Origin of the sequence: Marichromatium bheemlicum (assembly GCF_012276755.1) — a bacterium.
GTDB classification, from domain to species: Bacteria; Pseudomonadota; Gammaproteobacteria; order Chromatiales; family Chromatiaceae; genus Marichromatium; species Marichromatium bheemlicum.
This window is the reverse complement of the sequence record NZ_JAAXKX010000013.1, coordinates 50707-76481: the sequence shown is the minus strand read 5'-3', so window position 1 is coordinate 76481 and position 25775 is coordinate 50707. Positions and strand designations below refer to the sequence as shown.

General features: G+C 67.3%; 19 protein-coding genes. 15 read left to right on the top strand and 4 right to left on the bottom strand.

What is annotated here, in order from left to right:
- Window positions 1–58 precede the first annotated feature (58 nt).
- The 3 genes from HF203_RS10210 to HF203_RS10200 are packed head-to-tail and all read right to left on the bottom strand — an operon-like array spanning window position 59 to window position 4113.
- Window positions 59–718, bottom strand: coding sequence for a response regulator (locus tag HF203_RS10210; protein WP_168669300.1), 660 nt, complete (start codon window positions 716–718; stop codon window positions 59–61).
- Window positions 718–2307 (bottom strand): ATP-binding protein, encoded by a 1590-nt coding sequence (locus HF203_RS10205; RefSeq protein WP_168669298.1) that lies wholly within the window; start codon window positions 2305–2307, stop codon window positions 718–720. Before HF203_RS10205 ends, HF203_RS10210 begins: the two co-directional genes overlap by 1 nt.
- Before the next feature lie 12 nt (window positions 2308–2319).
- The gene (locus HF203_RS10200; RefSeq protein WP_168669296.1) at window positions 2320–4113 is read right to left on the bottom strand and encodes an ABCB family ABC transporter ATP-binding protein/permease; all 1794 of its coding nucleotides are present in this window, start codon (window positions 4111–4113) and stop codon (window positions 2320–2322) included.
- A gap of 431 nt (window positions 4114–4544) precedes the next feature.
- Between HF203_RS10200 and HF203_RS10195 the strand changes: the two genes are divergently transcribed.
- The 3 genes from HF203_RS10195 to HF203_RS10185 all read left to right on the top strand — a co-directional run bounded on the left by HF203_RS10195 (window position 4545) and on the right by HF203_RS10185 (window position 7861).
- A complete protein-coding gene (locus HF203_RS10195; RefSeq protein ID WP_168669294.1) occupies window positions 4545–5546 on the top strand; it encodes an anti-sigma factor antagonist in 1002 nt (333 codons plus the stop codon).
- Between the two features lie 75 nt (window positions 5547–5621).
- A complete protein-coding gene (locus HF203_RS10190) occupies window positions 5622–6824 on the top strand; it encodes a glycosyltransferase (protein ID WP_168669291.1) in 1203 nt (400 codons plus the stop codon).
- The gene (locus HF203_RS10185) at window positions 6824–7861 is read left to right on the top strand and encodes a glycosyltransferase family 2 protein (RefSeq protein ID WP_168669289.1); all 1038 of its coding nucleotides are present in this window, start codon (window positions 6824–6826) and stop codon (window positions 7859–7861) included. The genes HF203_RS10190 and HF203_RS10185 overlap by 1 nt, the downstream gene beginning before the upstream one ends.
- Here HF203_RS10185 and HF203_RS10180 read toward each other — a convergent pair.
- Window positions 7856–9127 carry a hypothetical protein gene (locus tag HF203_RS10180; protein ID WP_168669287.1) on the bottom strand — a complete coding sequence of 424 codons (1272 nt, stop codon included), beginning with the start codon at window positions 9125–9127 and terminating at the stop codon, window positions 7856–7858. The two genes, HF203_RS10185 and HF203_RS10180, sit on opposite strands and share 6 nt — an antisense overlap.
- A gap of 479 nt (window positions 9128–9606) precedes the next feature.
- Between HF203_RS10180 and HF203_RS10175 the strand changes: the two genes are divergently transcribed.
- The 12 genes from HF203_RS10175 (at window position 9607) to HF203_RS10120 (ending at window position 25775) form a co-directional block, all read left to right on the top strand.
- Window positions 9607–10470, top strand: a complete 864-nt coding sequence (locus HF203_RS10175) for a DUF6492 family protein (RefSeq protein ID WP_168669285.1) — start codon at window positions 9607–9609, stop codon at window positions 10468–10470.
- A 27-nt stretch (window positions 10471–10497) separates the two neighbouring features.
- Window positions 10498–11379: a hypothetical protein gene (locus HF203_RS10170; protein WP_168669283.1), complete on the top strand. Its 882-nt coding sequence runs from the start codon at window positions 10498–10500 to the stop codon at window positions 11377–11379.
- 14 nt (window positions 11380–11393) lie between these two features.
- Window positions 11394–14255: an SLBB domain-containing protein gene (locus tag HF203_RS10165; protein WP_168669281.1), complete on the top strand. Its 2862-nt coding sequence runs from the start codon at window positions 11394–11396 to the stop codon at window positions 14253–14255.
- 7 nt (window positions 14256–14262) lie between these two features.
- Window positions 14263–15228, top strand: coding sequence for a Wzz/FepE/Etk N-terminal domain-containing protein (locus HF203_RS10160; protein ID WP_168669279.1), 966 nt, complete (start codon window positions 14263–14265; stop codon window positions 15226–15228).
- Window positions 15229–15441: 213 nt separating this feature from the next.
- Window positions 15442–16734 (top strand): lipopolysaccharide biosynthesis protein, encoded by a 1293-nt coding sequence (locus tag HF203_RS10155; RefSeq protein ID WP_168669277.1) that lies wholly within the window; start codon window positions 15442–15444, stop codon window positions 16732–16734.
- 2 nt (window positions 16735–16736) lie between these two features.
- Complete coding sequence (locus HF203_RS10150; RefSeq protein WP_168669275.1) at window positions 16737–17684, top strand: sulfotransferase family protein; 948 nt, start codon at window positions 16737–16739, stop codon at window positions 17682–17684.
- Between the two features lie 26 nt (window positions 17685–17710).
- Window positions 17711–19300, top strand: a complete 1590-nt coding sequence (locus HF203_RS10145; RefSeq protein ID WP_168669273.1) for a WecB/TagA/CpsF family glycosyltransferase — start codon at window positions 17711–17713, stop codon at window positions 19298–19300.
- Window positions 19297–19806, top strand: a complete 510-nt coding sequence (locus tag HF203_RS10140; RefSeq protein ID WP_168669271.1) for an NUDIX hydrolase — start codon at window positions 19297–19299, stop codon at window positions 19804–19806. Before HF203_RS10145 ends, HF203_RS10140 begins: the two co-directional genes overlap by 4 nt.
- A 4-nt stretch (window positions 19807–19810) precedes the next feature.
- A complete protein-coding gene (locus tag HF203_RS10135; protein ID WP_168669269.1) occupies window positions 19811–21106 on the top strand; it encodes a PP2C family protein-serine/threonine phosphatase in 1296 nt (431 codons plus the stop codon).
- Between the two features lie 5 nt (window positions 21107–21111).
- On the top strand, window positions 21112–21486 hold the full coding sequence (locus tag HF203_RS10130) for an STAS domain-containing protein (RefSeq protein ID WP_168669267.1): 375 nt from the start codon (window positions 21112–21114) through the stop codon (window positions 21484–21486).
- Window positions 21476–21886 (top strand): ATP-binding protein, encoded by a 411-nt coding sequence (locus HF203_RS10125; RefSeq protein WP_168669265.1) that lies wholly within the window; start codon window positions 21476–21478, stop codon window positions 21884–21886. The genes HF203_RS10130 and HF203_RS10125 overlap by 11 nt, the downstream gene beginning before the upstream one ends.
- 361 nt (window positions 21887–22247) lie before the next feature.
- A complete protein-coding gene (locus HF203_RS10120; RefSeq protein ID WP_168669263.1) occupies window positions 22248–25775 on the top strand; it encodes a PAS domain S-box protein in 3528 nt (1175 codons plus the stop codon).

Sequence of the window (25775 nt, the reverse complement as noted above, 5' to 3'; positions counted from 1 at the left end):
AAGGCCATAGCGGTGGTGCACAACAGCCCATTACACCATTCGTCGGCTGCTGTTGTCATTATTCAGGAGGGCCGCCGCGCGCGCACAGCCCGCGCTCGACGGCGATCACCGCCGCCTCCACCCGCGAGTGCACCTCGAGCTTGCGCAGGATCGCCTTGACGTGGAGCTTGACGGTGCCGTCGGAGATCCCGAGGCGCCGTGCGATCGCCTTATTGCTCTGCCCCTCGGCGAGATGACAGAGGATCTCCTGCTCGCGCGGGGTCAGCTCGGGCGCGCCGCCCTCCGGGGCCGCGCCGGCGTGCCCACCCTCGGCCTGCACCGCGCGCGCCAGCACCACCGCCAGCTCGGGGGCGACCACGGTGCGCCCGGCGACGATGTCGCCGAGCGCGGCGATCAGCGCGTCGGGCTCCATGTCCTTGAGCAGATAGCCCTGCGCGCCCTGCTGCAACGAGGTGATGACGTCACGCTCCTCGGCGCTGGTGGTGAGCATCGCCACCGGCATGCGCAGCTCCGCGGCGCGCAGCGCGCGCAACAGCTCCAGCCCGGTGAGCTGGGGCATGCGCATGTCGAGCAGCACCACATCGGGGGCGTGCTCGCGCGCCCGCGCCACCCCCTCGGCGGCGTTGCCGACGGCCACCACCTCGATGCCGCGCCGTTCGAGCAGCGCCTGCAGCCCGAACCGGAACAACGCATGATCGTCGATCAGCAACACCCGCATCAGTCCGTCTCCCAGGCCGGGCGGCGCCCGGCGTCGAATACCACCTCGACCCGGGTGCCCTCGCCCGGTTCGCTCTCGATGTGCAGCTCGGCGTCGATGCGCCGCGCCCGCTCCTCCATGATCGACAGGCCGATGTGCTCGCCGGGGTGGGCCCCGTCGACCGGCGCGCTGAAGCCCTCCCCGTCGTCCTCGACCAGCAGCACGTAGCGCGCCCCCTCGCGGGTGAGCAGCACCCGCACCGTGTGGGCGCGGGCGTGCTTGCGGATGTTGGCCAGCGACTCCTGGGCAATGCGCAGCAGTTGCAGCTCGGCGGCGGCGGCCAGCTCGAAGGGCCGGGTGTCGTTCTGGAACAGCACATGGATGCCGGTCTCGCCGCCGAAGCGCTCGGTGAGCTTGGCCAGCGCCGGCACCAACCCGCGACGATCGAGCGGCGCGCGGAAGCTCGCCAGCAGCTCGCGCAGCTCGGTGTGGGCCTCGTCGAGTCCGTTGCGGATGCGGGTCAGGTCAGTGCGCGCAGACGCCGGGATCGGCGCCTCGGCCAGCGCGTCGGCGAGCATCCGGCACTGGAAGCGCAGGCTCGCCAGGGTCTGGGCGAGCGAGTCGTGCAGCTCGTGGGCGAGCGCGTTGCGCTCCTCGACGATCGACAGGCGCCGCGCCTCGGCGTCCGAGCGTTGCTTGGCGATCGCCATGCCGAGATGATGGCCGACGGTGAACAGCAGGTCCATGATGTCCTCGCGCATGCTCACCCCGGGGCGGTCGACGAAGATGCTGTAGACCCCGAGCAGCTCGTCGCGATGCTCCAGCGGCACCGTCACCACCTCGATCTCGGAGCTGGCGAACATCCGCCGCCCGTAGATGCGGGCACAGTAGCGTGCGTCTTGATCGCAGAGGATGTCGCCGGGGGCGAGCACGTTGCCGCACAGACAGAGATCGACCGGGGCCATGTCCTGCTCGCGCACCAGATCGTCGTCGAGTCCGATCGCGCCGACCAGCCGGCGGCTGCCGTCGGGCTGCACCAGTCGCACCGTCGCCGCGCGACCGTTGACCATCTCCTTGAGCACCCGCAGAAAGCGCAGCAGCAGCGCCTCCAGGCTCTCGGCCTGATGGATGCCGGCGGCGACATCGTAGAGGATCTTCAGCGAGGCGGTCTTCTGCGCCAGACGCCGGGTCTGGCGCGCGACACGGTTGTCCATGTCCTCGTAGAGATCGGTCAGCTCGGCGTTGAGGTCGCGGATATCCTCGGCGATCGGCGCCAACACGCCAAGGTCACGCAGCTGCTCGCTCGCCCCCGGCTCGCCCTGACAGACCCGCGAGAGCGACTGCTCGAGCCGCGCCAGCGGCGCCAGCAGGCCGCGGCGCAGCCGCCGCCACACCAGCACCAGCGCCGCCGCGCCGAGCAGCGCGGCGACGAGCGCGAGCGCCCACGCCCAGTGCGCCGGCGCCAGCGCCGCGAGCGCCGCCAGCACCACCGCGCCGAGCAGCGCCAGCAGCGGCGCGCGCAACCCCAGCTCCATGAGCAACGCGCGTACCCGCCGCCCCTCGTCGAATCCCTCCGCGCTCAGGCGTCGCCGCACGCCACCGGCTGACATCGCTCATCCTCCCTAGCTCGATAGCGCGCCCTCGCGCTGCTGCAATTCCCACATCGCCGCGTACTGACCGCCGGCGGCGAGCAACTGCTGGTGGGTCCCCTGCTCGCGGATACGCCCGGCCTCCATCACCAGGATGCGATCGGCCTCGACCACCGTCGAGAGACGATGCGCGATCACCAGGGTGGTGTGGTTCTCGGCGACCTCGGCCAGGGTCTGCTGGATGGCCTGCTCGGTGCGGCTGTCGAGCGACGAGGTGGCCTCGTCGAAGACCAGGATGCGCGGACGCTTGAGGATGGTGCGGGCGATCGCCACGCGCTGCTTCTCGCCGCCGGAGAGCTTGAGCCCGCGCTCGCCGACCACCGTCTCCCAACCATCGGGCAACGACTCGATGAAGTCGCGGATGTGCGCCATCTCGGCGGCCTGCTCGATCTCGGCGCGGCTCGCCCCGGGGCGACCGTAGGCGAGATTGTAATAGATGCTCTCGTTGAACAGCACGGTGTCCTGCGGGACGATGCCGATGGCCGCGCGCAGACTGTCCTGGGAGACGGCGCGGATGTCCTGACCATCGATCAGCACCCGCCCGCCGATCGGGTCGTAGAAGCGAAACAGCAACCGCGACAGCGTCGACTTGCCCGCGCCGCTGTGACCGACCACCGCCACCGTCTGCCCGGCGGGGATGGTGAAGTCGACATCGCGGAGGATGGCGCGCTCGGGCTGGTAGTGGAAGTCGACGTGCTCGAAGCGCACCTCGCCGGTGTGCAGCGCCAGCGCCGGGGCGCCCGGGGCGTCCTCGATCTCGGGCTCGCGTTCGAGCAGCTTGAACACCAGATCCATGTCGGCCAGCGCGTACTTGATCTGGCGATAGACGATGCCGAGCATGCCGAGCGGGATGAACAGCTGCAGCAACAAGGCGTTGACCAGCACCAGATCGCCGATGCTCATGCTGCCGTCGACCACCCCGCGGGCGGCGAGGATCATGATCAGGGTGACGCCGACGGAGATGATCGCCCCCTGGCCGAAGTTGAGCACCGACATCGAGTTCTGGCTGCGTACCGCCAACCCCTCCCAGGCGTCGAGGGTGGCGTCGTAGCGCTCCAGCTCCAGGCGCTCGTTGCCGAAGTACTTCACCGTCTCGTAGTTCATTAGGCTGTCGAAGGCCTGACTGTTGCCCTGCGAGTCGAGCCGGTTCATCTGGCGGCGGTAGTCCATCCGCCACTCGGTGATGGCGAAGGTGAAGACGAAATAGACCGCCACCGTGGCGAAGGTCACCAGGGTGAAGCTCAGCGCGTACTGCCCAAGCAGCACCACCGCGATCAGCAGGAACTCGACCACCACCGGCAACACGCTGAACACCACATAGTTGAGGATGGTCGAGACCGAGCGGGTGCCGCGCTCCAGGTCACGACTGATCGCCCCGCTCTGGCGCCCCAGGTGGTAGCGCAGCGAGAGCCGGTGCAGATGCGTCAGCACCCGCGTCGAGAGCCGACGCATGGCGCGATAGCGCACCCGCGCGAAGACCACGTCGCGCAACTCGTTGAACAGCGAGGACGAGAGCTTGAGCGCGCCATAGCCGAGCAGCAACGTCAGCGGCAGCACCAGCGCCTGGGTCTCGGGGTGCTCGAAGGCGTCGACGATCTCCTTGAGCAGCATCGGCACCCCGACGTTGGCCACCTTGGCCAACACCAGACAACCGATGGCCAGCGCCGCGCGCCCCCGGAACTCCCAGAGGAAGGGCAACATTGCCCGCAGATTGTGCCAGTCACGGCGGTCGCCGTGGATGCGCTCAGTGGCGGAGATTCGTTTCATGGATGGCTGGAGCCGGCACGCCGGCTTGGCTGGAGGTGGAACAACGGACGTCGTGGCGCACCACGCCGAGGCACGAGCCCTCGACCGGCACGTCCGGCGTTCAGGGGACGCAATTATGCGGCCAAGTCAGCTCGGACTCCAGCCAGGTTGGAAACCTGGGTAGTGCCATCGCCGATAGGTGTCGATGACAAACGCAGAAACTCTTGCTTTAAGGCCTCTCCTTACAGGTAAGGTGATGTTTTTACTGATCACGCCGATGCGCTGTGCTCTTGCACTGCTCTGCCAAGCCACCAAATCAATCATGGGTTGATCCTGGCGGGTGTTTGATCACGCCCCTCAGGCCTGCCGGGATTGCCGCCATGTGTGATTTTCAATAGAGACAAGATGCATCAAGTTGTTAAATCGTTACCGATCTAATCAATAGGGACACGATGCAAACTCAAGATGGCGATCAGAGCAATGGATTTCCGGTCTCGACCGGCGACGGCATCAGCAGGGTCCTCGTTTCGAAGGAGTTGTCGGTCGTCGAAGCCGTGCCCTTTCGAAACGCCGTCCGTACGCTCTGCGAGGCGTCCGAGTGCCCCATGAAGCTGGTGCTCGACTTCTCCAGGACCAGCTTCCTCGACAGCAGCGGGATCGGCGCACTGGCCAGTTGCATGAAGATGTCCCAGGCCAACGGCATCGCGCTCGTCGTCACCGAGGTCCGCCCGGAGGTCAGGTCCGTGCTGGCCATGACCGGGCTCGACAAGGTGCTGACGATCGAGTCGGACGACGCGAGCCGGGAGGAAGAGAGCGCAGTCGATGCCGGTCTCCTGCCGGTCACCCACCCCTCGGTCCGTTCCAAGGCAAAGCGCGTCATCGACGTCCTCGGCTCGCTCGTCGGCCTGGGCATCACCGCCCTGCTCTTCATCCCCATCGCGATCGCCATCAAGCGCGACAGCCCCGGCCCCATCCTATTCAACCAAACCCGCTGCGGTTGGATGGGCAGACGCTTCAAGCTGTGGAAGTTCCGCTCCATGGTCCCGGATGCCGAGGCGCGCAGGGGCGAGATCCGGAACGAGGCCGAGGGGGCCATCTTCAAGGCGGAGAACGACCCGCGCATCACCAAGGCGGGTCGCTTTCTGCGCCGCACCAGTCTGGACGAGCTGCCACAGTTCTGGAACGTGCTGCAGGGCTCCATGAGCCTGGTCGGCACGCGCCCGCCGACCCCGGACGAGATCGACCAGTACGACGTCCCCGAGTGGCGCCGGCTCGACGTCAAACCGGGCATCACCGGCGAGTGGCAGGTCAACGGTCGCTCGTCGATCAAGAGCTTCGAGGACATCATCCGGCTCGACCTGCGCTATCAGCGCAACTGGAGCCTCTGGTATGACATCAAGCTGATGCTCAAGACCATCCTCGTCGTCTTCAACAAGGACAGCGGCGCCATGTAGCAGTCCTGTCGCGACAGGAACCCCACCTGCACACGGCGACCGGCACAGAGGCGGCCCAGCCAGGGAGACCGTTCCATGCCCTCGATCCTCTTCCTCACCCCGGAACTGCCCTACCCGCCGCACAGCGGTGGCCGCATCAAGAGCTGGAAGTTGGTCGAACACCTGGGCGCGCACGCCGATCTCGGACTGGCCTGCGCGCTCAAGGGCGACGACGAGGCCCATGTGGCGGACTTCCAACGCCAGGCGCGGCTCGCCGAGCTGGTCAGCGAGCCGGTCAAGGTCCCGCGCACCGCGCACACGCTCATCGCCAGCTACCTCCGGCGCATCCCGCTCAATGTGCTGCGCACGCACTCCGAGCGGCTCGCGCGCGCGATCAGCGCCATGGCCCCGCGCTACGACCTCATCTTCTGCGACCACTACGAGGTCTTCCAATACGTCCCCCGAGACTATGCCGGGCCGGTCGTCCTGCACGAGCACAACGCCTATTTCCTGATGTGGAAGCGCTATGCCGAGAGCGGCGCCAACCCGGCGATGCGCCTGGCGAGCCATCTGGAATCCCTGCGGGTGCGCCGTTACGAGCTGGCGGCCTGCCGCCGCGCCGATCTGGTCTTCGCCTCGCCCAACGACATCGACAGCCTGGTCGAGGCCGGCGCGGATCGCGCGAAGTGCCGCGTGACCTATCACCTCGGCGACGAAACGACCCTGGGCCGACCGCCGCTCGACTACGCCAGCACCCAGCCCATCCTGCTCTATGTCGGCACCCTGACCTGGGAGGCGAATGTCGACGGACTGCTCTGGTTCCTCGAGACGGTCTGGCCGGAGGTCGGACGGAGGCACCCGGACGCGCGCATCCAGATCGCCGGCAGGAATCCAGACCCCAGACTGCGGCGCGCCGCGGCGGCGGACCCCAGGGTCGAGCTGCTCGGGTTCGTCGCGGATCTGGAGCCCCTGTTCCAGCGCAGCCGCGTCTTCATCGCCCCGCTACGCTTCGGCGCCGGCATCAAGGTCAAGGTCCTGAGCGGCATGGGACGCGGACTGCCGACGGTGACGACCTCGGTCGGCAGCGAGGGGCTGGAGGTCGAGCACATGCGCCATGCCGCCATCGCCGACACCGCCCCAGAGACGATCGCCGCGATCGACACCCTGCTCACCGACCGCACGCGCTGGGAGGCGATGGCCGGCGCCTCCCGCGCGCTGATCGAGGAGAGCTACAGCTGGGGGCCGCTGCTGCGCGACATGCAGCGCGAACTCGACACCCTGCTCGGAGGACGCCGGTGATGAGCGCCAAGGTCTATATCGTCCTGGTCAACTGGAACGGCTGGGCCGACAGCATCGAGTGTCTGGAGTCCGTCTTCCGCCAGCATTACGACGACTACCGCGTGGTGCTCTGCGACAACGCCTCGGCGGACGGCTCGCTCGAACGGCTGGCGGACTGGGCGTCGGGCCGCGTGCCCTTCAGCCCACCGGCGGACTCGCCGCTGCGCCGTCTGAGCGATCCGCCGCTGCCGAAGCCGATCGATTTCGCCCGCCTCGACCGGGCGAGCGCCGAGCGCGCCGAGCTGGCGACCGACCCGCCCCTGCTGCTGATCGACACCGGCGGCAACCTGGGCTTTGCCGGCGGCAACAACGTCGGTCTGCGCCACGCCCGGGCGCGTGGCGACGCCGACTATGTCTGGCTGCTGAACAACGACACCGTGGTGGAGCCGGACTGTCTCGCCAATATGGTGCGCCGCCTGGAGCGCGAACCGCGCCCCGCCAGCTGCGGCTCGCGCGTGCTCTTCTACGACGACCCGAAGATCGTGCAGGCGCTCGGCGGCAGCCGCTTCAACCGCTGGACGGCGATCGCCTCGCAGTCCCTCGGCCGCTTCCTGCCCGACGAGACGCCGATCGATCCCGCCGCCTACGAGCAGCGCCTGGACTACATCGTCGGCTGCTCCTGGCTGCTGCCCGGACGCTATCTCGACGAGATCGGGCTCATGGACGAGCGCTATTTCCTCTATTACGAGGAGATCGACTGGGTGCTGGAGGCCAGGGGTCGATACGCGCTCTGCTACGCCGACGACGCCCGTCTCTATCACAAGGAGGGCCGGAGCGTCGGGACGCCGACGGGGGAGCGTGCCTCGACGCTCCGATCGGACTTCTACATCTTTCGCAACAAGCTCCGGATCACCCGGAAGCACTTTCCGCTCGGCCTGCCGAGCGTCTATCTCTCGTCGATCGTCCAGGCCCTGCGCCGCGCCCGGCGCGGTCAGTGGGACAAGTGTTGGCTGATCCTCGCGGTCCTGCTCGGCAAGCGCCGACTCAAGGCGCTATGAGGTGGTCGCGACCACACGCCGCGCGCGCGACACCAGCCCCATGTCCTCGTACAGACAGGCGGTGATCCCGACCGCGAAGGCCGCCGTGGTCAGCCCCTGCATATAGGCCAGCCCCGGATTGAGGACCAGATTCAGGGTGAGCGCGGTCATCATCATCAACAGCGACCAGATCAGGGGATGATGGACGCCGTGCCGCTTTTGGTAATACCAGTTGGTCTTGATCAGGCGGAATAGCACATAGAAATTGGCGAACAGATAGAGAAACACCCCGAGGAAGCCGTATTTGAAGGCCGTCCCGACGATCCCGAGATCGTCTGGAAAGAACTTGGGGCCAAAGACATCCTGATAGGTCTTGCTGTAGCCGCTCGATTGGCCGAACCCGATGATTGGATGCTCCAGCGCCGTCTGCCAGGCGATGACATAGGCCTTGGCGCGGACGTCTGCGCCCTCGGCGTTCATGAAGGCATCGACCAGCGTCGAACCGGCGGCCAGCAGCACAATGAGCCCGATCGGCACCACCAGCACCAGCAGGTTGGCGCGATTCGGACGACTGAGGAAAATCGGATAGAGCAGCATGGCCATGGCGACCGTCGCCATCTGCGAACGGGCCATGATCAGCGACCAGACATAGCCGACGAGTAGCAGCGGGATGACCCACAGCAGCTTGCGCAGCGGGCTCCCATCCTGGAAGAGACGGATCGAGGCATAGCAAGTCAGGATGATGAGGGCGAAGGTCGGCGGCTTGAGCCGATAACCGCGCCATTCATCGTAGGTGACCAGATAGGACATGTACCCGGTGGAAAAATAGGCGGCCTCCAGATCGACCCTGTGATAGCTGATGATGTAGTTGATGATGATAATGATGAGGCTGGCGACGAACAGCCTGTGCATATCCTCGACCGCAAAGCCGAGCCTGTAGATGAAATAGAGGGTCGGCGCCAGGAACAGGATCAGGAATTCGCGCGAGGCGAACAGGCTCGGCATGATGGGGACCCCCGCATTGAGGGCGAATGCGGCCGATGAACTCAGCATCACATAGCCGACGATCAGGGGCGCCGACCAGAACCACCACGACCACCGGATGGTCCGATCGGTGAGTGCGGTGAAGACCGCGCCGTAAAAGAAGAGCAGGAAGGTCAGTGCCAGCCCAACCTCCTGAAACCGGTTGTTCGCGAAATACTTTCCGCCCTGATAGCCAGCGAAGAAGATCAGGATGAACAGAAAGCCGACGATACTCTTGACCGAGAGTCGCACTGAGCTTGGCACTGTGCTTTACACGACGTTGCGTACGAAAACCAGGGATGAGGCGAAGGCAGGTCGTGACATCCTGGCGAATCGCGGCCGCATGACGATCGATGCACTATTCGGGATCACGACATTCCTGGCACCGAGTCTAATCCTGACGACCGGAATCCGCAGGTCGATCGCGCCAGGACATGTGCAAATGCCGCTGGATGACCGCCTCGTCGGTCAGCGACACGCAGGCCGTGCGATCGCCGCGACCGGAGACCCATTGCCCCTGACCAGAGGCCGGTCGATCACGCCCCGCCCGGCCAGTGTTCGATCCTCGGGGGCAGTCTCCACAGGTGGCCACAGGGATTGGACATATCAATGTATTGAATGAAAAACCAGGAACCCTTGATGCGATAGCCCTGCCGATATCCGAGACTCGCCGCATCGAGTCGAGACCGTTCCGGGGGCGTTTTTTCCATCGTCACCCGTTCGATCGAGCCACGAGGAGAGACATGTCCAGGATCGCCTTGATCACACCCAGCTATGCCCCGGATTTCGACCGTTGTCGAATCCTTTGCGACAGCGTCGAGCGTTTCCTCTGCGGTCATGACGAACACCTCATCATCGTCGATCGTCAGGACCAGGCGCTCTTCTCCAGGCTCGCCACACCACGCACGCGGCTGTTGCTGAAGGAGGAGATCCTGCCCGGCTGGCTGCACAAGATCCCGTTCAGCCGCAAGTGGTGGCTGAATCTGCGCGGACTGCCGGTGCGCGGCTGGATTCTGCAACAGATCGTCAAGCTCTCGGTGGCCGAGGCCATCGATGCCGACCTCTTCGTCTTCGCCGACTCGGACGTCGTCTTCATCCGCCCCTTCGACTGCGCCGACGTACTCGACGCACAGGGCCGAGCCAGGCTCTACGCCGGACCGCGCAAACCCGAGGACGTCGCCGACCCCAGGCACCGCGCCTGGTATCGCTTCGCCGGCAAGCTCTTCGGGCTCACCGGGGAGGGATTCCAGCAGCACGACTACATCAGCCAGCTCGTCGTCTGGCGGCGCGAGACCCTCGAGCAGCTCACCTCGCGGATCGCCGCACAGGCCGGACGCCCCTGGCAGGCGGTATTGGCCAATACCCTGGATTTCTCCGAGTACGAACTCTATGGCATCTTCGCCGAACACGTGCTCGGGTCGCACTCGGGGCACTTCCTCACCGACGCCGAGCTCAGCTACTGCTCATGGCATCACCCCATCGCCAGCCGAGAGGATCTGCTGGGATTCCTGCGGGATATCCCGGATCGCTACCCCGCCGTACTGATCCAGTCCAATCTCGGGATAGAGCCGGCGGATTATGCGAGAATCCTGGGTCAGCTCGAATGAGCGAAAGGACTCGCCCAAGGATCTTCGATGTCTGTCCGCTCCGTCGCCTATGCAGCGCTCGCCGCCATGATCCTGACGACCGCTTGCTCGTCCTCCGGTCCGATCCGCGCGAAGCAGGTCGTCACCGAAGACGCCTATGCGGACGCCGAGACACGCGTGCGGCCGCTCCCCGAAGATGAGCCCGCCATCTCGGCCCGGTCACTCGCAGCGCGCAAGGAGCGCCCGATCCGCGTCCACTCCGCCGTCGTGCTCATCGACGATGGCGGGACCATGCGCGAGGATGCACCGCCCCCCTTCGAGACCCGCGCCGCGCTCGCCCGGACGCTCGCGCGTCGGCTCAAGGCCACACTCTCCCACCCCGGGCCCGACGGTCGCTTGACCACCCGTCCGATCCAGCTCCGCATCGAGCAGCTCAGCGATCGCGACGGCTGGCGACCCAGGCTGACCGAGGCACTGACCGATGTCGAGTCCCGGCTGACCGGCACGGGCGGCGAGAGCGCCCTGATCCTCTTGAGCCGCGCCGACCGCCTCGACGAGGACACGGTACGCCTGGTCGAGCGCATGCAGGCGCGCCGGGGCGATGGGCTCTGCGTGCATCTCGTCACCGTCGGCGACGTGTCGGCCTGCTTCAAGCTGCGCCGCTTCGACCGCTGTGGGAGCGCCGTGCGCGACGTCGATATCGCAACCCCCGAGACCATGGCCGCCCATGCCCTGAGACTGTTCTACGGCGACCCGCCGGATACCGACGGGGATGGCATCCAGGACTACAGAGACAGGTGTCCGGGCACCCGTCCGGGCACCCGGATCAATTGGGAGGGCTGCCCCTTCGACCAGCAGGCGCTGATGCACCTGCTCCCCGACGAGATCGTCCGCGAAGGCCGGGCATTGCCCCCGCCCTCGCGCCTCTAGCCCCGGGAGATCCGATGCAACCGCTCATCTCGACCCGACTCGCGCGCGCGCTCCGCCTCGGCCCGATGCTCCTGTTGCTGGGGGCCCTGTCCGGTCTCGCCCAGGGCCAGCTACTACCAATCCTGGAGTCGCTCGACGAGCAGCAGGTCGTCGAGCGGATGCAGGCGGCGCCCGATGGTGACGACGAGCCCCTGGAGCAGCCGGTCATCCCCACGATGATCCCCGTTGAGTCGCCGCTCCAGCAACCGATACCGGAAGAGCCGGCCTCGGCCATCGAGGAACGCGCCGCCGAGAAGCTCGACGAGGTCAGCCTGGAGGAAAAGATCCAGAAGCAGATCCTCCAGTCCGAGCTGAAGCAGTTCGGCTACGACCTCTTCGACCAGACCCCCACCACCTTCGCCCCGGTCACCGACCTGCCGGTCCCGAACGACTATGTCATCGGCCCGGGCGACACCCTGGTGGTCCAGGTCTACGGCAAGATCAACGTGGAGTACAGCCTGGTCGTCACCCGCGACGGCCGACTGCTGGTGCCCGAACTCGGCCCCATCCAGGTCGGCGGACTGCACTTCGACGAGGTCCGCGACCTGCTGCGCGCCCGCTTCGAGCAGCAGATCGTCGGTGCCAAGGCGGTGACCACCATGGGGGCCTTGCGCACCATCCAGGTCCTGGTCGTCGGCGAGGTCGTCAAGCCCGGCAACTACAGCGTCAGCGGGCTGTCGACCCTGCTGAACACGCTGATCACCTCGGGCGGCGTCAAGCGCACCGGGACCCTGCGCAGGATCGAGCTCAAGCGCGACGGCCAGGTGAGCGCCACGCTCGATCTCTACGACGTCCTGCTCGGCGGAGACACCTCGGGCGACGTCCAGCTCCAGCATCGCGACGTCATCTTCGTGCCACCGATCGGCCCCACCGTCGGCGTCGCCGGTGAGGTCCAGCGTCCGGCGATCTACGAGCTGCGCTGCCCACGCCGCGTCGAGGAGCTGCTCGAGCTGGCCGGCGGACTGCTCCCGACCGCCTCGCTGGCCGACGCCCAGATCGAGCGCATTCAGGACGGCGACCGCTACACCCTGGTCGACGCCCCGCTGGACGAGGCCAGCGGCCGGGCGACCCTGACCCGACCGGGCGACACCCTGCGCATCTTCCCGGTGACCCCCTCGATGGACGGCGTGGTACTGCTCAGCGGCCACGTGCTGCGCCCCGGCGGCTTCCAGCACAGACCCGGCATGCGCGTCTCCAGCCTGCTGACCTCGCCGCGCATCCTCAGACCCAACGCCGACGTCTCCTATGGCCTGCTGCGGCGCGAGAGCCCGCAGACGCGGCGCATCCAGATCGGCTATCTCGACATCGCGAGCATCCTGCGCCGTCCGGGGGAGCGAGCCGATCTCGTACTGCAACCACGCGACGAGGTGATCGTCTTCGATCTCGCGGTACCGCGCTCGCAGCGCGTCGCCAACCTGGTGCGCGACCTGCGCACCCAGGCCGAGCCCGGCCGCTACCCGCCCATGGTGGTCGATGTCCGCGGTCAGGTCCGCGCCACCGGTACCTTCCCGCTCGCCGCCGAGGCCCGTCTGCTCGACGTCATCGGCTTCGCCGGCGGGGTCTCGGAGGAGGCGGACCGGCGCTACGGGCTGGTCGCCCGCAAGCACTACACCGGCGGCCGACTCCAGTTCCTGTCCTTCAGTCTGGATCGCGCCCACGCCGCGCCGCGCGGCAGCGAGAACCTGCTGATCTACCCGGAAGACACCATCTATGTCTTCGACCGGCAAGGCGAGCGCAGCGCGATCATCGCCGACGACATGGACCTGCTGGTCCAGCAGACACCCTATGGCGAGGCCTCCCCGGTCATCTACGTGCGCGGCGAGGTCCGCCACCCCGGACGCTATCCGCTCGAGCCCGGCATGCGCGTTGCCGACCTGCTGCGCGCCGCAGGTGGACTGAGCGAGGAGGCCTACGGGCTCTCTGCGGAGCTGACCAGCTTCGAGCTGCTGCAAGGCGAGTACCGGGCCGTCCAGCACCGCCAGATCGACCTCGCCGAGGTCGCGCTGGACGACGAGAGCGGACGCATCCTCGAGCCACACGACGAGCTGGTCCTGCACCGCAAGCCCAACTGGCTGGGACGCGCCAGCGTCACCCTTGCCGGCGAGATCCGCTTTCCCGGCGAATACCCCATCACCCGCGGCGAGACGCTCTGCCAGGTTATCAAGCGTGCCGGCGGACTCACCGAGGGCGCCTATCCATTCGGTGCCGTCTTCATTCGCGAGCGGGTGCGCAAGCAGCAGCAGGAGGCGCTGGACCGGATCCAGAACAACCTCGACGACCTGCTGGTCAATCTCTCGCTCTCCTTCGGCGTCAAAAACGACGAGAAGACCCCGGCCGGCGAGCGCAAGCAGGAACTCATCAAGGTGATCAAGCAATTGAAGCAGCAGGAGGCCATCGGGCGCATGGTGATCGATCTCGACCGTGCCATGAGCTGCTCGGGCGAGGCCAACATCCAGCTCCAGGACGGCGACAAGCTGACCGTGACCGGGATGCAGGAGGAGGTCACGGTGGTCGGCGAGGTCTACCACCCGACCTCGCACCTCTACCGCAAGGGGCTGAGCAGCGCCGACTACGTCGACCTCAGCGGCGGCACCACAGTGCTCGCCCGGCGCGATCACGTCTTCGTGATGCAGGCCAACGGCGAGATCGTCTCGGTTCGCGGCGGGGACTGGACGCACCGCGCCGGGCGCGTCAGCGTCACCCCGGGCGCCACCATCTACGTTCCGCTCAACGTCGACCGCATGAACAAGCTGGAGGCCGCGCAATCCTGGACCCAGATCCTCTATCACCTCGGCATCACCGCCGCCAGCCTCAACACCGTCGGACTCTTCGACTGACCCAGCCATGGACGCGCCGGACGCGCCCAAGAAACCGGACGGCCAGCCCACGCCGGAGGCGTCCCAACCGCTGCCGTTCGGACTCGAGGACGAGATCGACCTGATCGAGTATCTGGTCGCGATCTTTCGCAACAAGCACTGGATCATGCTCTTCGCCATCCTCTGCGCCATCGCCGCCTACGGCATGGCCAAGACCATGCCGGACCGCTACGAGGCATCGGTCCAGCTCGCCCTGCGCCAGCCAGACGACCCCGGCGGCATCTCGCCGGACAACAGACGCGCGCCGGAGGCACTGACCCTGATGGAGCACAGCTTCGTGCTGCGCACCGCCAACGAGAACTACCGCCACATCGTGATGGCGAAGATGCGCAGTCGCGCCTTCGGCATCGACTTCATCCACCGCCACGACCTCCTGCCCCACCTGTTCGCCGAGCACTGGGACCGCGAGCAGCAGCAATGGATCGAGGGCTTCACGCCCGATATCGACCTGGCCTTCAAGATCTTCAGCGAGCAGGTCCGCAGCCTCGCCCACAACCCCGAGAACGACCTCCTGCGCCTCTACATCCGCTGGCACGACCCTAGGATCGCCGCCGAGTGGGCGAACGACTATGTGCAGGCCTTCAACGATTACATGCGCGAACAGGCCATCGCCGAGAGCCGGCGCAAGCGGGCCTTTCTGCTGGAGCAGCTGAAGGACACCCGGGTCGTCGAGGTCGAGAAATCCCTCTACCGCATGATCGAGGCGGAGACCGCCCTCGAGGTGCTCGCCCGCGCGCGCGAAAACTATGTGCTGCAGGTGCTGGACGCCGCGGTGCCGCCAAAGCACAAATTCAGCCCATCGGTCAAGCGCCTAGCCTTGCTCGGCCTGTTCGGCGGGTTCGGCCTGGGGATCGCCGTCGCGATCGGCAGCGTGCTGGTACGCAAGATTCGCAAGGCGATGGCGGCGTACCGGGCCAAATCCACAGATAGTTGACCAGGACCTCCGCCTCTCGGCGCACCCGCGACTGCCCCCTGCCGAGCCCCGCGCCCTTCACGCCGCGTTCGTCCAATGTCCTGACCCCAGCGCCTTCAAAAGGCTGCCGTCAGACCATACCTTGCGCGTACACCCATGGTTGCAACGGTCTGGAATGCCTCGTCCTGCAAGGGGTGGCGGGTCCCCACAACCATTCGCCAGGGAATCGCGCTCATGAGAATCCCGCCCCGTGTCCTGCGCAAGACACTCTCGGCCCTGACGGTGCGCGGCGTCGGACTGGGCCTGCAGATCGCCATGAGCGTGGTCATCGCCCGTCTGCTGGGCGCCGAGGGCATGGGGCTCTACACCCTCTACGTCACCTGGCTGGTGCTCTTCGCCGAGCTCATCAGCATCGGCATGCCCGTCTACGCCATGCGCACGGTCGCAGCACTCGGGGCACGCGGACAGGGGACCTCGGCCGATGCCTTCGTACGCCGCGCCCTCGCACTCGTCATGCTCGGCGGCGCGGCGGCGATGTTGGTCCCCTGGTTCGGGGCGCGACCCATGGCCGAGTTCGTCGCCGGGGACGTGGACCTGGCCCCGGCCCTGCGCATCGCCGCCGTGGGGGCGCTGGCCTTCGTCGGTCTGCGCATCCTCGCCGAAACGCTCAAGGCGGCCGGGGCGACGCAGCGCGGTCTCTTCGCCGAGGCGGCGACCATCCCGCTGGTGCTGCTGGCGGCCTTGCCCGCGCTGGTCCTTCTCGACCGGCTGCAAGACCAGAGCCTGCTGTGGTTGCACGCGGCATCCGTCGGCTGCGCCTTTCTGATGGCCGCCGCACTGTGGCGAGGGGTCAGCCGCCGGCTCGGCGGCGAGGGCGGGAGCGCGCCGCCGGTCATCAGCCCGGCGCTCTGGCCACTGTGGGGGGGCACGCTACTCAATGTCGCCTATGTCAACCTGCCCATCCTGGTGCTGCCGCATTTCGCCAGCGTCGAGGAGCTGGGACAGTTCGGCGTCGCCTTCCGGCTCATCAACCTGACCACCATCATCCTGGTCACGCTGGCGGCCATCCTCGGCCCGCAGTTCGCCGCGGCCTACGAGCTGAAGGATCCGGCCCGGCTGCGCCTGCTGCTGAAACGCAGCCAGCAGTTCTCGCTGCTGCTGTTCCTGCCGCCCCTGATCGCCTTCACCCTGCTCGCCGAGCCCCTCCTCGGCATCTTCGGGCCGGAGTTCCGCGACGCCAGGCCGCTGCTCTGGATCATGACCGCCGGTCAGCTGGTCAACGCGGCGACCGGGCTGGTGGGCTATCTGCTGAACATGATGCACCGGGAGCGCACGGAGCTTCGCATCCTGCTCGGGACCGGAGTGGCCATGTCCGTCGGCATGATCCTCGGCGGCACCATCGCCGGCGTGCTGGGGGTGACCCTGGCCTACAGCGCCGGCCTCATGCTCAAGAATCTGCTCTCGTTCGGCTTTTCACTCCGCTCGCTGCGCCAGCTCGCTGCAGCCGACTCAGATCAGGGACCGTGACGATGACGACACCCAAGCCGCTCGATTTCTGCATCATCGGCGCCCAGAAATCGGGCACCACCTCGCTCTTCCGCTATCTGGAGAGACATCCGCGTCTCTATCTGCCCCCGGACAAGGAGCTGCCCTTCTTCAGCCGCGACGACCTCTACGCGGCCGGTTGGCCCGCGCTCGTGGCACAGTATTTCCAGGAGGCCGACAGCGACCGGCTCTGGGGCACGGCCAGCCCGCAGTACATGACCGATCCGCGCGTCCCCGGGCGCATCGCTGAGGCGAACCCGGACATCCGCCTCATCGCCATCCTGCGCAACCCCATCGATCGCGCCTTTTCGCACTTCACCATGTCGCTGCGCCGCGGCATGGAGTCGCGCGACTTCGCACAGGCCACCGAGGCGCTGCTGCAACCCGACGCCCTGGCGCGCGACCGCGAGGCCATCCCGCCGGACTATGCCGAGGGCTACAGCCAGGCCAACGAGGAGGTCACCCGCTATTATTTCGTGTGGAGCGAATACGCGCGCGCGCTCGATCGCTTCCTGCAGCACTTCCCCAAGGACCAGCTCCTGGTGCTCTACATGGAAGACATGCAACAGGCGCCACAGGAGGCCGTGGACGCCGTCCTGACCTTCCTCGGCCTGCCCGCCGACTTCCAGCCGCCGAACCTCGGGAAGGTCTATCACAAGGGCGGCGGGCGACTGCTGATCCCCGCCGAATGGCGCGAATGGCTCAAGCGCAACGCCCTGTTCCGGGCGGTGTGGGACCGGGTACCGCCGCGCACCCGGGGGATCATCGACTACTGGTACGACCAGCTCAACGTGCGTCCCGACAAACCCGCCGCGGCGACCGGCCCCACGCCGCAGACGCGCCGCCGTCTGGCCGAGCACTTCGCCGAGGACGTACGCCGCATCGAGACGCTCGTCGGCAAGCCCGCGCCCTGGAGGGATTTCGCACGATGAGCGCCCCCCGGCACGAGGACCCGGCCATGCCCCAGACCCCATCCAGCCGCGTGACCCTGGTGCTCGGCATCCCCATCGACGACCTGACCCCCGATCAGGCCGTGCGGCGGACGCTGGAGCTGGCCGACGCCTACCGCACCGATGGTCGTCCGCGCCAGATCGTGACGGTGAACGTCGACTTCCTGACCAATGCGCTCGGCTGGACGCCCTGGTCGCCCCCACGACATCCGGAGCTGTTGGAGATCCTGCGCCGCGCCGACCTGGTCACCGCCGACGGCATGCCGGTGGTCTGGCTCGCCAGGCTGCTCGGCACGCCGCTCGAGCGACGGGTGACCGGGGCCGACTTGGCCCCGGCGCTGGCGAACGCCATGGCGCAAAGCGGCCATCGGCTGTACCTGCTCGGTGGTCGCGGGGACATCGGTCAGCAGGCGGCCGACCGGCTGGTCGAGCTGAATCCGGGCCTGCGGATCGCCGGCGTCCACGCGCCCTTCGTCCACACCGAGGGCGAGGCCATGCTGGCGTCCGAGGAGCAGGATGCGGACACGGTGGCCCGCATCAACGCGGCCGAGCCCGACGTGCTGCTCATCGCCTTCGGCAACCCCAAGCAGGAGATCTGGTTCCATCGTAACCGTCATCGGCTCAAGGTCGGGGTCGGCATCGGCATCGGCGGGACCTTCGAGTTCATCGTCGGGCGGGTCTCACGGGCGCCGGTCTGGATGCAGCGCACCGGCCTTGAGTGGATCTACCGCATCGCCCAGGACCCGAAACGACTGTGGAAGCGCTATGCCGTCGGGCTCGCCAAGCTGGCGGTCATGAGTCTCCCGCTGGTGTTGCACGACCGCTTCCAGCACTGGCGCTTCCGCCGCCGTCTCCAGCATCGACCAAGCGTCATCGACCAGACCGCCCCGCCGGGTACGAACACCAACCCACCGGAGGACGGGGCGCGGCGTCTGGTGCTCCCCGAGATCGTGGACGCCGACTGGGTCCGATCGCAGCAATCGGCGCCCGATCAGGACGAGACCGATGCCCTGGTCGTCGATTTCAGCGCCACCCGCTTCCTCGACTCGACCGCACTCGGATACCTGGCGCGGATCTGGAAAACGCGGCAGAACACCCGGCGTCGCGTGCGCGCCGAGGGGCTAGAGCACACGCCGGTCGCGAGCCTGCTCAAGATGACGCGCACCTGGGACCTCTTCACCGAGCGCCATGACCAGCCGCCGCCCGCCCCCCAAGGCGCCGCCCGCTCGCAGGGCGCCGTGCTGCTCGAACCGGAGCGCCCGATCGACGGGATCGGCGTCGCCCGCCTGAGCGGCCGGCTGGACGCCGATCGCGCCGCCCGGCTCGACCTCGACGCCCTCGGCGCCGAGCTGGACGGGGCGGACCTGCTACTCGACCTGAGCGACCTGCAGTTCATCGACAGCACCGGGCTCGGGCTGCTGTTCAAGCTGCAGCGCCGTTTCGCCAGCCAGGGCAGACGCCTGGCCCTCTGCGGGATGCAACCGCCCGTGCGCCAGCTGATGGAGATCACCCGGCTCACGACCCTGTTCCTGCACGCCCGGACCCGCCAGGAGGCGCTCGCGCTGCTCGCCCAACCCGAGACGGATGCGATGCGATGAACCGCCCGGACGACATCCACGCCGCCGCCAGGCCGCTGGACCTCGCGATCCGAGCACTGTACTGGGTCGGCTACCGGCTCATGCTGGGGGTCGACTTCGTGCGCAGGCCCCGCACCGAGGGGGCCTATGTCGCCGTCTGGCTCGACGGGCGGCTGCTGCTGATCCGCAACAGCTACAAGGGGCTCCATACGCTGCCGGCGGGGGGCATCAAGCGCGGCGAGCGCGCCGTCGAGGCGGCGAGACGCGAGCTGTGCGAAGAGGTCGGCATCGCTGTCCCGATCGACGACCTGCGCGAGTCGTTCCAAACGCTGAGCCTGACCGAGTACAAGCGGGACCATATCCGGGTCTTCGATCTGCGCCTGGACAGCCCGCCGCCCCTCCGCCTGGACGGACGCGAGGTGATCTGGGCCGGGTTTCGCACCCCCGAGGAGGCCCTCCAGCTACCGCTGCACGCCCCGGTCGCGGCCTATGTGCGGGCAACCCAAAGCCAGGACCGCGAGGACTGAGCCGATGAAGATACTGGTCGTCGACGACGAGGCCTGGATGCGACGCACGCTGAGCGTCATGCTGCAGAAATGGGGACACGAGGTCCTCGAGGCCGCCGACGGAGAGGAGGCCTGGACACGGCTCCAGCACGAGCCCATCGGCATGGCGATCTGCGACTGGGTGATGCCGCGTCTGAGCGGGCTAGAACTCTGTCACCGGCTCAGGGCGGCCGGCTTTTCGCACTATGTCTATCTCATCCTGCTCACGGGCAAGGATCAGACCGAGGACATCTATACCGCCTTCGACGCCGGGGCGGACGACTTCATCAACAAGCCGGTCAATGCCAAGGAGCTGCAGGTCCGCATCAAGGCGGGCGAGCGCGTGCTGCAACTGGAGCAGGCGCTCAAGACCAAGAACGCAGAGCTCAGTCGGGTCAACGAGGCGCTGCAGGCCAGCCAGGCCCACGTCCAGCGCGACCTGGATGCCGCGGCCGCCGTGCAGCGCAGCCTGCTGCCCGCCTCCAGCGAGACCGGCCTGCCGCTGCGCCTGGCCTGGGCCATGGCGCCGGCCGAGCAACTGGCCGGGGACATCTTCAATTTCTTCAGGCTCGACGAACATCATCTCGCCCTCTATCTGATCGACGTCTCCGGTCACGGGGTACCGGCCGCGATGTTCTCGGTCCACCTGACGCAGCTGCTCTCCCCGCACCCGGGCACCAGCGGCAAGGCGCAGCTCCAGCCGCCGACCGATTCTCACCCTGCCATGACCGTCTCCTCGGGGTTCGCAACGGCCAAGGCCATCGCGCCCCAGGAAACCCTCACCGACCCGGTCGCCGTCGTCACCCGGCTCAACCAGGGCTTCCAGGTCCATGATCGGAATATGATCTACTGCACCATGGTCTATGCCGTCATCGACACCCACACCGGCAAGGGGTCGCTGTGCCAGGCCGGACACCCCTACCCCCTGCTCTACCGGCGCGAAGGCCGCGTCGAGACCCTGGGCGGGGGCGGACTCCCCGTCGGGCTCATCCCCGACGCGGATTACGAGGCCGTCGATTTCCAGCTCCAGCCCGGCGACCGGCTCCTGCTCTACTCCGACGGCGTCACCGAGTGCTTCGCCCCGGACCGCTCGCCATTCGGACTCGAACGGCTGGCAGAGACGCTGCGGCTCGCCCGAGGCGCCAGCCTGGACGAGGCCATCGACCAGATCCAGGAGGCACTCGAGCGCTGGAGACGACCGGCGAATGGAGAGAGCCCGACACTCGCTGACGACATCTCCATGCTGGCCGCCGAGCTGGATGCGCCCCAATCATCGAGGTGAACGACGTGAGATATTGGCTCGAGCAAGAAGACGACCGCGGCGACCTGCTCCAGCTGCAGGTCAAGCAACTGACCGCCGCATCGGCGCCCCAGGCCTTCGAGGAGGTCCGCCAGCGGATGCACGCCGCCCGCCCTCTAGTGATGGACATGCGCCAGCTCGACTTCATCGACAGCTCCGCGATCGGCGAACTCGTCCTGCTCGGGCGCCAGTTCAGGACGCGCGCGGCCGCGTTCGTCATCAGCGGACTCAGCCCGCCGCTCATGGGGCTAGTCGAGATGATGCGACTGAATCAAGTCATGGACTTCAGCCCCGACGTGGACGGGGCCTTCGCCAAGATGGCGACAGACACATCCGGGGCGGACTCGCATCATGGCCGATAGCGCAAAGACCCTCCTCGTGCAGATCGACAGCCGGCTGGAGATGACCTCTCTCGTCGGCACCTGTATCCGCGCACTCTGTCTGGACGCCGGGCTCGACGAGATGGCCGCCTATCAGGTCCAGACCTGCACCATCGAGGCGGTGAACAACGCCATCATCCATGCCTATGGGGGCCAATCGGGCCACAGCGTCGAGATCCGCTGGAGGCTCGATGACGCGGGCCTGAGCATCCAGGTCGGCGACCACGGCAAGACCATGGCCGAGATGCCCCCGGAGATCGCGCCCGACCCGCTGGCCGAGAGCGGACGCGGCTGGTGGATCATGCGCCAATGGATGGACAGCGTCGACTACGAGACGGATGGCACCGGCAACAGGGTCATACTGAGAAAGCTCCTCGCCTGAGCCCGCCAGCGGCGCGACGCCACTGTCGATAACACCGAAGGTGCCGCCGCCGATGACGGGGCCTGACCCGACCGGTCGCACCCCAGGGGTGCGCTGAATGTGCGTACTAGGAGATCAGCATGCGATCGATCGGCACCCTCGCCTTACCCTCGCCCGAGCCCTTGGTCGCACCCCCACGCCTCGCGGCGCACTGCACCGCCACGGTCGTCTCGGCCCGCGCGGGCATGGACTCGGATGAGACGAGCAGGACCCTGCTTGTGGCCGTCGACGTCGAAGGCGTCACACCCGCGCGGGACACGGACCGGGGCGACATCCGCGCCCTCAGCATCGGGGCCCTCGAGGACCTGGCGGGAGACGCACCTTGAGCTTTCGCCTCAAGACCATCCTCGGCATCGCGCTCATCGAGACCATTCTGCTGGTCATCCTCATCGTCAGTGGATTGGGCTTCCTGCGCTCGTCCAACGAGGCCCAGCTTGCCCAACGCGCCTTCACCCTCACGCAGTTCTTCGCGGCGACCATCAAGGATGCCGTCATCACCACCGACCTGGCGACCATCGAGTCCGCACTGCAAGAGATCCTCGACACCCCGGAAGTGGTCTACGTGCGGGTATACGGCCAGGGCATGGTGCTTGCCGAAGGCGGGGCGCCGAGCGCCTTGGAGCACGCCACCCCCGACCACCATCAACTGCAGGCCGACGACCCGGTGTTCGATGCCAGGGCGGAGATTCGGGTCGGCACGCAGCCGATCGGACAGGTCGAGATGGGCTTCTCGACCGAACATATCCTCGAGGTCCTGGCGAGCGCGCAACGCTGGTCCAGCGCCATCGCCGCGATCGAGGTGGTCCTGGTCGCGATCTTCTCCTTCGTCCTGGGGACCATCCTGACGCGTCGACTCCAGCGGCTCCACGACGGCGCAGAGGAGGTGACCCGCCGCGGCCCCGGCGTCCAGATCCCGGTGCAAGGGCGCGATGAGGTCGCCCGCCTGACCCGATCGTTCAATCGCATGTCCGGGCGGCTGGCGGAGACCTACGAGCAACTCAGCGCGGCGCTCCAGGACTCGCGCGAACTGGCCCGTGCCACGACGCAGGGCGAGGCGAAGAACGCGGCGACGCTGGCGGCCTCGCTCGACGCCATCGTCACCGTCGATGCCGATGGGCGCATCATCGAATTCAACGGCCACGCCGAGCACATCTTCGGCTATGCCGCACGCGAGGCGATCGGCGCCTCGATGTCGGAGCTGCTCATCCCGCCGGCCTACCGCGCGGCACATGAGCAGGGCATGGAGCGCTATCTCGCCAGTGGCGTTGGCCGGGTGATCAACCGCCGGATCGAACTCAGCGCGCTGCACAAGGACGGCCACACCTTTCCGATCGAGCTCAACATCGCGCCCATCGAGACCGAGGACGACCTGATCTTCACCTCCTTCATCCGCGACATCACCGACCGACAGCGCGTCGAGCAGGAACTCAAGCTCGCCGCCCAGGCGCTGGAGGCCGACGAGGCGATCTTCATCACCAACCGGGACGGCGAGATCCTGCGCATCAACGAGGCCTTCACCCGCATCACCGGCTACTCGGAGGCCGAGGTCCTGGGGCGCAACCCGCGCATCCTCTCCTCCGGGCGGCATGACCGCGCCTTCTATCAGGCGATGTGGGCAAGCATCGCGCAGCGCGGCGGCTGGCGCGGCGAGCTCTACAACAGGCGCAAGGACGGCACCATCTACCCGGAATCGCTCAGCATCACCGCGGTCAAGGACGCCGCAGGCGCGACGACCAACTATGTCGCGCACTTCGTCGACATCACCGAGCGCAGGCGCAACGAGGAGTCGCTCAAGACAGCCCGGCGCCAGGCCGAGGCCGCCAGCGAGGCGAAGAGCCGTTTCCTGGCCACCATGAGCCATGAGATCCGCACCCCGCTGAACTCCATCATCAACATGAACAACCTGCTGCTGGAGTCCGACCTCGACGCCGAGCAGCGCCAGTTCGCAACCGCAGCGGTCAACGGCGGACAGCTCCTGCTCGCGCTGCTGAACAACGTCCTGGATTTCTCCAAGATCGAGGCGGGCAAGCTAACCCTCGAGCGCCAATGGTTCCGTGCCATCGATATCGTCAACACCGTTGCCTCACTGTTCAGCGCGGAGGCCCAGGGCAAGGGGATCGAGGTCGTCGTGGTCGCCGCGTCCGGGATACCGTCCGAATACCACGGGGACATCCTGAGGACCAAGCAGGTCCTCACCAACCTGGTCGGCAACGCCATCAAGTTCACGGACTCGGGCGGTATCAGGATCGGGCTGGATTACCGCCGCTCGACCGACGCGTCTCGGGGGACGCTGCTGCTGGAGGTCGAGGACACCGGCATCGGCATCTCCGAGGCGCAGCAGCGCACCCTGTTCGAAGAGTTCGTGCAGGCCGACAACAGCCCGACCCGACGCTATCAGGGAAGCGGCCTGGGCCTGACGATCAGCCTGCGTCTGGTCGAACTGATGGGCGGCCACCTCGAGTGCCGAAGCCGCGAGGGCGAAGGCGCGCACTTCACCGCCGCATTTCCCGTCTCCGGACGCGGTGCTCACGACACCGACCTCGCCGAGATCCTCGGACACCTGCGCCACTGCAAGGTTGACGTCTTCTCGGCAAATCCCGTGCTGCTCAAGGGGATCGTCGAGCAGCTCGAGCACTACGGCATCGCCAGCCAATCCTTCGACCAGGCACCCGACCTCGAGGCGGCGCTACAGCGACTCGATCCCGAGGCCGCATCCCTGGTGCTCCTGGACACGCCCTCGGGGGCCGCCCAGGCCACTGACGTCGACTATGTGAAGCGGCTCCCGAGTAGATACCCGCTGCTGCGTTTCGTCCGCCTCGCCCCCATGGGCGAGGTCGGGGCCATCGATGTCTCGAAGCGTCTGGGCTTCCGCTCCGTCGTCCGCAAGCCCGCCCGTCTCTACAGCCTCCTCGCCTATCTGGCCGAGGCCCTGGGGGGCGTGGCGTCCGCGACCCTTCCCTCCACAGAGGCGGTACCGCGCCCCAGAGCCCCAGATCCACAGGGGACGCGACCGGCACGTATCCTCCTGGTCGAAGACAGCGCGAGCAACGTCGCGGTCGCCACAGCGATCCTGCAGAAGTCGAAACACGAGGTCGTGGTCGCCTGGAGCGGAGAGGAGGCGATCGAGTGTGCCGAGGAGTCGAGGTTCGATCTCATCCTCATGGACATCTCGATGCCTCTGATGGACGGGCTCGAGGCAACGCGCCGGATTCGCGCAGGGGGTTCGCCAAACCGCGAGACCACGATCATCGCCATGACCGCCAACGCCTTCGCCGAGGACAGGGAACGCTGTTTCAGCGCCGGGATGAACGACTTCCTCTCCAAGCCGATCGACATCGGCAATCTGCGTCGAATGATCGCCAAGTGGTTGTCCCTACAGCCCACCAAGCGTCCCCCCTCACCGCCCGAGGATCCCGGCGCCATGCCCACCGCCCCGGGCGTAAAGCCCCCCGTCCCCGATCTCGATCCACGCATCCTCGATCAGCTCGCCGACAATACCGCCCCGGAGCTGGTACCCGAGCTCATCGGCATGTTCCTGGAGGAGAGCGCCGGGCGTGTTGCGACCCTGATCGATCAGCAGGCCAGCGAGGATATCGGCCGAATACAAACCGAGGCGCATAGCCTGAAGAGCGGCGCAGGCAGCTTTGGCGCACTGCGGCTCCAACGACTGGCACAGGAGATCGAGAAGGCCGCCAAGGAGAAGGATCGCGAGGCGCTCGCAACCAGCCTGCTCGCGCTGCCGAGCGTCGCCGAGACTAGCTTCCAGCTGCTGCGCCAGGCCTGCGCGCAATGGCGCGGGAAGTCCGCCGCTGCTCAGGGCAGGGAGCCATCGCGCCCGCTTGGGCCGTAG

Bases quoted from the DNA above. Each gene is read 5' to 3' on its own strand.
- HF203_RS10185 (WP_168669289.1), top strand. From the start codon at position 6,824: ATGAGCGCCAAGGTCTATATCGTCCTGGTCAACTGGAACGGCTGGGCC.
- HF203_RS10205 (WP_168669298.1), bottom strand. From the start codon at position 2,307: ATGTCAGCCGGTGGCGTGCGGCGACGCCTGAGCGCGGAGGGATTCGAC.
- HF203_RS10200 (WP_168669296.1), bottom strand. From the start codon at position 4,113: ATGAAACGAATCTCCGCCACTGAGCGCATCCACGGCGACCGCCGTGAC.
- HF203_RS10125 (WP_168669265.1), top strand. From the start codon at position 21,476: ATGGCCGATAGCGCAAAGACCCTCCTCGTGCAGATCGACAGCCGGCTG.
- HF203_RS10165 (WP_168669281.1), top strand. From the start codon at position 11,394: ATGCAACCGCTCATCTCGACCCGACTCGCGCGCGCGCTCCGCCTCGGC.
- HF203_RS10135 (WP_168669269.1), top strand. From the start codon at position 19,811: ATGAAGATACTGGTCGTCGACGACGAGGCCTGGATGCGACGCACGCTG.
- HF203_RS10210 (WP_168669300.1), bottom strand. From the start codon at position 718: ATGCGGGTGTTGCTGATCGACGATCATGCGTTGTTCCGGTTCGGGCTG.
- HF203_RS10190 (WP_168669291.1), top strand. From the start codon at position 5,622: ATGCCCTCGATCCTCTTCCTCACCCCGGAACTGCCCTACCCGCCGCAC.
- HF203_RS10145 (WP_168669273.1), top strand. From the start codon at position 17,711: ATGCCCCAGACCCCATCCAGCCGCGTGACCCTGGTGCTCGGCATCCCC.
- HF203_RS10195 (WP_168669294.1), top strand. From the start codon at position 4,545: ATGCAAACTCAAGATGGCGATCAGAGCAATGGATTTCCGGTCTCGACC.
- HF203_RS10155 (WP_168669277.1), top strand. From the start codon at position 15,442: ATGAGAATCCCGCCCCGTGTCCTGCGCAAGACACTCTCGGCCCTGACG.
- HF203_RS10160 (WP_168669279.1), top strand. From the start codon at position 14,263: ATGGACGCGCCGGACGCGCCCAAGAAACCGGACGGCCAGCCCACGCCG.
- HF203_RS10170 (WP_168669283.1), top strand. From the start codon at position 10,498: ATGTCTGTCCGCTCCGTCGCCTATGCAGCGCTCGCCGCCATGATCCTG.
- HF203_RS10150 (WP_168669275.1), top strand. From the start codon at position 16,737: ATGACGACACCCAAGCCGCTCGATTTCTGCATCATCGGCGCCCAGAAA.
- HF203_RS10175 (WP_168669285.1), top strand. From the start codon at position 9,607: ATGTCCAGGATCGCCTTGATCACACCCAGCTATGCCCCGGATTTCGAC.
- HF203_RS10140 (WP_168669271.1), top strand. From the start codon at position 19,297: ATGAACCGCCCGGACGACATCCACGCCGCCGCCAGGCCGCTGGACCTC.